This is a genomic window from Trichocoleus sp. ST-U1, from assembly GCF_039961835.1.
In the GTDB taxonomy this organism is placed as follows: Bacteria; Cyanobacteriota; Cyanobacteriia; order Cyanobacteriales; family FACHB-T130; genus FACHB-T130.
This window is the reverse complement of the sequence record NZ_JAMPJZ010000147.1, coordinates 1-5,286: the sequence shown is the minus strand read 5'-3', so window position 1 is coordinate 5,286 and position 5,286 is coordinate 1. Positions and strand designations below refer to the sequence as shown.

Sequence of the window (5,286 nt, the reverse complement as noted above, 5' to 3'; positions counted from 1 at the left end):
CTGGTATCACGCCCAAAAAGAGACCGACCCCTTTATCTACAAAAATTTGCTGCCCATTTGGGGTGATACGAATGTCTCCAACCTCAGCCGTTATATTGAGTCGGGATGCGTCCTTGCCAATGTTCGCAGCGCTACTACTGGTCAGTCAGTAGATTTGAGTAACTGCCAGCCGTTTCGTTCCGAGCGTCTCTTGTTCACACACAATGGTGCGATCAAAAACTTTCGCAAGACACTGTATAAACCGATTCGGAGCCGACTGAGCGATGAAATTTACCAATCTATTGACGGCACGACAGACTCCGAGCATATGTTTGCCTTATTCCTGAATGAATTGGCATCTAACCCTGGGATGAGCTTGGAAAAAGCACTGTACAAAACGTTGATGACTTTAACCGAGTTAGCGGATGCTTACCACACACCAATCTCTGCCAACATAATTGTCACAGATGGACATCGCATGGTTGCCTCGCGCTTTGCTCAGGGAACAAATGTTCCCTCACTGTATTGGCTGCGGGACGATCCTATCTTTCCAGAAGCAGTAGCGATCGCATCTGAACCATTGTTTACTGGCAACTGGATCGGGTTCCCCGAACAAAGCATGATTAGTGTGGGAGAAGACCTTGAAGTTCAAATCCATCAACTCTGAAGTAGCCAGAGCGAGTACCCTTGATGAGCGGCGGCAACAAATCAAACAATCGATGCAGCGCTGCCGTGCCGGTACTCTAGCACTGTTTGAAGGCATCAACTACGACACCTTCTGTCGTCAGGTGCATCCCGACTTTAGCCCGATTGGCTGGCATTTAGGCCACATTGCCTACACCGAGGCTTTGTGGCTGCTAGTTCGTAGTGCGGGTAAAACGCTCGAACTTCCCTTTGGAAAGGGGGGACAAGAGATCGCCCATTATCAACGCTTATTTGCGGCTGATGGCTTACCCAAAATGCAACGGGTTTATTTACCCCTGCTCACTGAAATTCGCTGCTATCTGCACGCAGTCAGAGAACAGGTATTCGATTACCTGGAAGTCGCGCCTTTAGATGAGCAAGAACGTCTTTGGCGCTGGTTAATCCAGCATGAGAGCCAGCATAGTGAAACTATCTCTTTCGTGCTGCAATTACAGCGTCGAGACGCCCAATTCCACGTAGGAAGTCGTGCTAACCTACCGGAAACGTGCAATCACCCCATCTTAGAGGAGATGGTTGAAATTGCGGCGGGTGAGTTTGAGATGGGCAACGAGTCCATCGAAGCTTTAGACAACGAGCGTCCAGTTCACCGAGTTTACTTGGATACCTACTGGATTGACCGTTATCCCGTCACTTGCGGACAGTACCGGGCGTTTATGGAAGCGGGAGGATATCAAAATGCCCGATGGTGGACAGAAGCTGGGTGGAAATGGCTGCAAGAAAATCCCGTGAATCAGCCCCTATACTGGGCACCTGACACAGCTTGGGATAATCATCCAGTCTGCGGCGTTTCCGGGTACGAGGCACAAGCGTATGCCCGATTTGTGGGGAAGCGACTGCCAACCGAGGCAGAGTGGGAAAAAGCAGCCAGTTGGGATGCGATCGCACTGCGTCGTCGCACATATCCTTGGGGCGAGGCGGAGCCAGATGCCCTGCGATGTAACCACGACAACTCGGCAGGGCAAACCACACCCGTAAATGCTTATCCCTCTGGGCAGAGTGCCTATGGTTGCTACGATATGCTCGGCAATGTCTGGGAGTGGACTTCTACCTGCTTTGATGGCTATGACGGTTTTGTCAGTTACCCTTACGTTGGTTATTCCAAGACTTATTTTGATGGAGAGCATCAGGTATTGAGAGGTGGTAGCTGGGCGACTCGTCCCGCCGCTTTGCGCTCTAGCTTCCGCAACTGGTATTATCCGAGCGTCCGTCAGATTTTGTCTGGATTTCGCTGTGCGAAGTAGCTATATCTATAGCGGTTTTCATTCAAGTGCAATAGACACACTCGGAACCTCACCCCCAGCCCCTCTCAGTGAACGGAGAGGGGAGAATATTGAACTTCTCTGGGTAAATGGGGAAGAGCTGGGTGGGGTTAAACCGTACTGCATCCAATCGGTATTTCTCCCTCTAATTGATGGGAGCTAGGGGAATCTGACCGAATTTGCTTGACTCGATTCCCCCAACCCCCGCTAAATTAGGAGCTAAGAAATAGTGGTACATGGCGTTTCAATCATGTATCAACACAGCCCGATTTTTTATTTACTGAAATAAGCTGCCGATTTATCAGGAAAATGTATAACAAGTAGCCTGAGTCTAAATACATCTAGCTCAGGCATGATTTTATTCAATATAGCTTTGTGTTTCACTAGCTGACGGTTATAGCCAACTATTTTGACCCTCGCGATCGCGTAAAAGCGGATGCCGCAATGATTCGGCTGTTCGCGCCCACACAAACGGAGGATAAATGACAATTTCTAAAACTGCAAGCGGTAAAACTGCTTCCCAATCTACGATAGAAAAACGCTTGCAGATAGAGCATCTACTCAGCGCCACGGCACAGTTACAAAATCAAGAAATTGACGGAACTGATGTTGTGAAGGGTTTAAGTGAGACTCCCAAATCTCTGACGCCGCGCTATTTCTACGATGACAAAGGCTCCCAACTATTTGAGCAAATTTGTGAGTTACCTGAATATTATCTAACGCGCACAGAAACAGCTATTTTACAAAAGTGCGCGGGTGAAATTGCTCAGTTGACGGGGGAAAGCGAACTGGTAGAACTGGGAAGCGGTAGCTCAACAAAAACCCGGATTCTGCTAGATGCCTACCAAGAAATCGGCTACCCACTGCGCTATCTGCCAATTGACGTGAGTGCTGGCATTTTAGAAAGTAGTGCCAGGGAATTGCTAGTTGATTATCCCTCCCTCCAGGTTCACGCTTTAGCCAGCACTTATGAATTGGCATTGACACGACTGGCACCGACGCAATTGCCTAGTCGAACGATCTGTTTTTTGGGTAGCACCTTGGGTAATTTAAATTCTCAAGAATGCGATCGCTTCTTCACCCAAATTGCCGAGGCTCTGGAAGTGGGCGAGTATTTCTTACTCGGAATAGACCGGCAAAAACCAAAACATTTGTTGGATGCAGCCTATAACGATAGCCAAGGCGTGACCGCGGCGTTTAATCTGAATATCCTGCACCACCTGAATCGCCGCTTTGATGGCAATTTTGACCCTTCTCAGTTTGAACATTGGGCGTTTTATAACGAATCCGAAGATCAGATTGAGATGCATCTGCGGAGTATGCGATCGCAAACTGTCAAACTTAACGCCCTCAATTTAACGATTGAATTTGAAAGCGGCGAGACTATCTTAACGGAAATTTCTCGCAAATTTAACCTCGACGCCCTGCAACAGGAACTTCAGACAAGAGGTTTAAAAACACTGCAAGTTTGGAGCGATCCGAATCAGTGGTTTAGTTTATTGCTTTGTCAACTACAACCGCCTACCAGTTGACAGCAGGACAGTGGAAGCCCTCCCCTAACCCCTCCTCGTCAACGGAGAAGGGAACATGAATTGAGGGGAGAGAGATTTTCCTAGGTTAGGAAACGCCAGCAAACCTAACACCTGCATGGTTTACAAAGAAAGCTAACACATCCTACAAATAATTAATCCCGCTTATTTCATCACCCACATCATTGCTCGCTTGTCTAAAAGTTATGAGCAAGCAATTCAGATCCCCAACTTCGATAGAGAAGTCGGGGATCTTGTCTTCACGAATCATTTAGGGTCGCTAGAGAAAAGTTTATTGACCTCTTCTCGATCTAGCTTCTCGACTTCTAGAAATATCCTGACGGACTCGATTGAGCGACCAACCATCTGCTAAACGTCTTTTGTAGGTTCTTAATCCTTCACGATCGGCATTACGACCTAGCTCAGTTTGATAAAGTCGGTTAATCGCTTGTTCTGCTTCTGAACTGTCAGCAATGTCACGACGGACTTTCTCCAGTGACCAACCGGATTCTACCCGTTGTCTATACATCCTCAGTCCACGATTATCCGCCTGACGACCTAACACATTTTGATAAATCCGATTAATGCTGTTGTAAACGTTTGACCGATTGCGGCGATAGTCATAACTGCCATCCCGGCGATCGCGTCGATAGTCATAATCGTCGTTACGGCGATCGCGTCGATAGTCATAATCGTCATTCCGGCGATCGCGTCGATAGTCATAATCGTCGTTACGGCGATCGCGTCGATAGTCATCATCTCGGTCATAATCGTCTTGCCTTGACGACTCTCCTCGATCCCAACAAATCCCCAAAAAACAGGTTTGCTCCCTCCGTCCTCTGTCAGGCTCAGCAGCCGCAGGATTTGCTGATAGGACGACTGGAGCAATTATCAGTGCAGATAATACAGTAACCGTAGCAGCAGACCTGAGAGAGCGTGCTGTGGTGTGCATTCCAATTTTCATAATTTTCCCCTCAAGGAAATTTAAAAGTCAGAGAATATTTTTCTTTGTGGCATATATTCGCTCTATTTTCCGGGTCTCAACTTCCTACGATGGAATAACCCAATTGGGTGAGATCGGTTAAATTTCGCCAGAGAAATTTTCCTCGAAACAAGCCAAGGTCGAGTTCAGAGAACCGCCTTAAGACAACTGGAAAATCTCTGGCATAGCGATCGCGCGGATACCGGATTAAGCTAGATAAATAAATACGATCGCAAATCGTCTAATTTTGTTCCCGCTGCTAACCCTAAAATTGGGAAAAGGCGAGCTTTTCAACTGGACAAGGAACGACAGCCAGATGAGAGCGATCGCATCCGGTTAGCAGATAGTAATCCTTAAGCGGTTAAATGCCAACGGTTTAGATCCCCGATTTCTCTCTCGAAGTCGGGGATCTCTCATTCAGAAACCATTTAGGATTGCTAGATAAAGGCAGACCCAATGAAACAGCAAAAAATAACGACCGATTTTGTGTAGAACTTTTACTTCTCAAAGCTTTATCAGTTCAGTATTATCTATTCCTCTGACTGGAGAAAATCTCAATGCCGAAAGCCAGCATTTGTGTTGATGCTAAAACACCCGAACAAGAGTTAGTTAAGGAATGGATTAAGAAGTGGAAAGGCAAGATCCGATATTTGTCCAATAACGAAGGGTGCGGCTGCTGTATTGACCTGTATCAGGTAGATGCTCCAGCCGAAGTACTGAATAGACCTCCTGCATGAATCAGTGAGTATGTGCCAGTTCGTAGTTCAACAGTCCCGCAATCAAGTTGAAGCGTAAGCCAAACCGCTTTCTACGAGTGCGAGAGCGTCCCGAA

Annotated in this window: 5 protein-coding genes and 1 pseudogene; 4 read left to right on the top strand and 2 right to left on the bottom strand. The window is 47.2% G+C overall.

Features of this window, described 5'->3' with window-relative positions:
* The 3 genes from egtC to egtD all read left to right on the top strand — a co-directional run.
* Positions 1–646 (top strand): ergothioneine biosynthesis protein EgtC (gene egtC, locus NDA06_RS26140; protein WP_348251933.1); only part of this gene is annotated, 646 nt, incomplete at its 5' end.
* Entirely contained in the window at positions 636–1,925 is a 1,290-nt protein-coding gene (locus tag NDA06_RS26135; protein WP_190986841.1) for an SUMF1/EgtB/PvdO family nonheme iron enzyme, read from the top strand. The genes egtC and NDA06_RS26135, both read left to right, overlap by 11 nt.
* A 500-nt stretch (positions 1,926–2,425) precedes the next feature.
* Complete coding sequence (gene egtD / locus NDA06_RS26130) at positions 2,426–3,475, top strand: L-histidine N(alpha)-methyltransferase (RefSeq protein ID WP_190986831.1); 1,050 nt, start codon at positions 2,426–2,428, stop codon at positions 3,473–3,475.
* A gap of 289 nt (positions 3,476–3,764) precedes the next feature.
* Here the strand turns inward: egtD and NDA06_RS26125 are convergent, their stop codons facing one another.
* A complete protein-coding gene (locus tag NDA06_RS26125; protein WP_190678377.1) occupies positions 3,765–4,436 on the bottom strand; it encodes a DUF4214 domain-containing protein in 672 nt (223 codons plus the stop codon).
* 575 nt (positions 4,437–5,011) lie between these two features.
* On the opposite strand from NDA06_RS26125, the gene NDA06_RS26120 reads away from it, so the two are divergent.
* Complete coding sequence (locus NDA06_RS26120) at positions 5,012–5,191, top strand: hypothetical protein (RefSeq protein WP_190986830.1); 180 nt, start codon at positions 5,012–5,014, stop codon at positions 5,189–5,191.
* Between the two features lies 1 nt (position 5,192).
* On the opposite strand, the pseudogene NDA06_RS26115 reads toward NDA06_RS26120, so the two are convergent.
* A pseudogene (locus tag NDA06_RS26115) lies at positions 5,193–5,286 on the bottom strand (IS5/IS1182 family transposase); the annotation flags it as partial.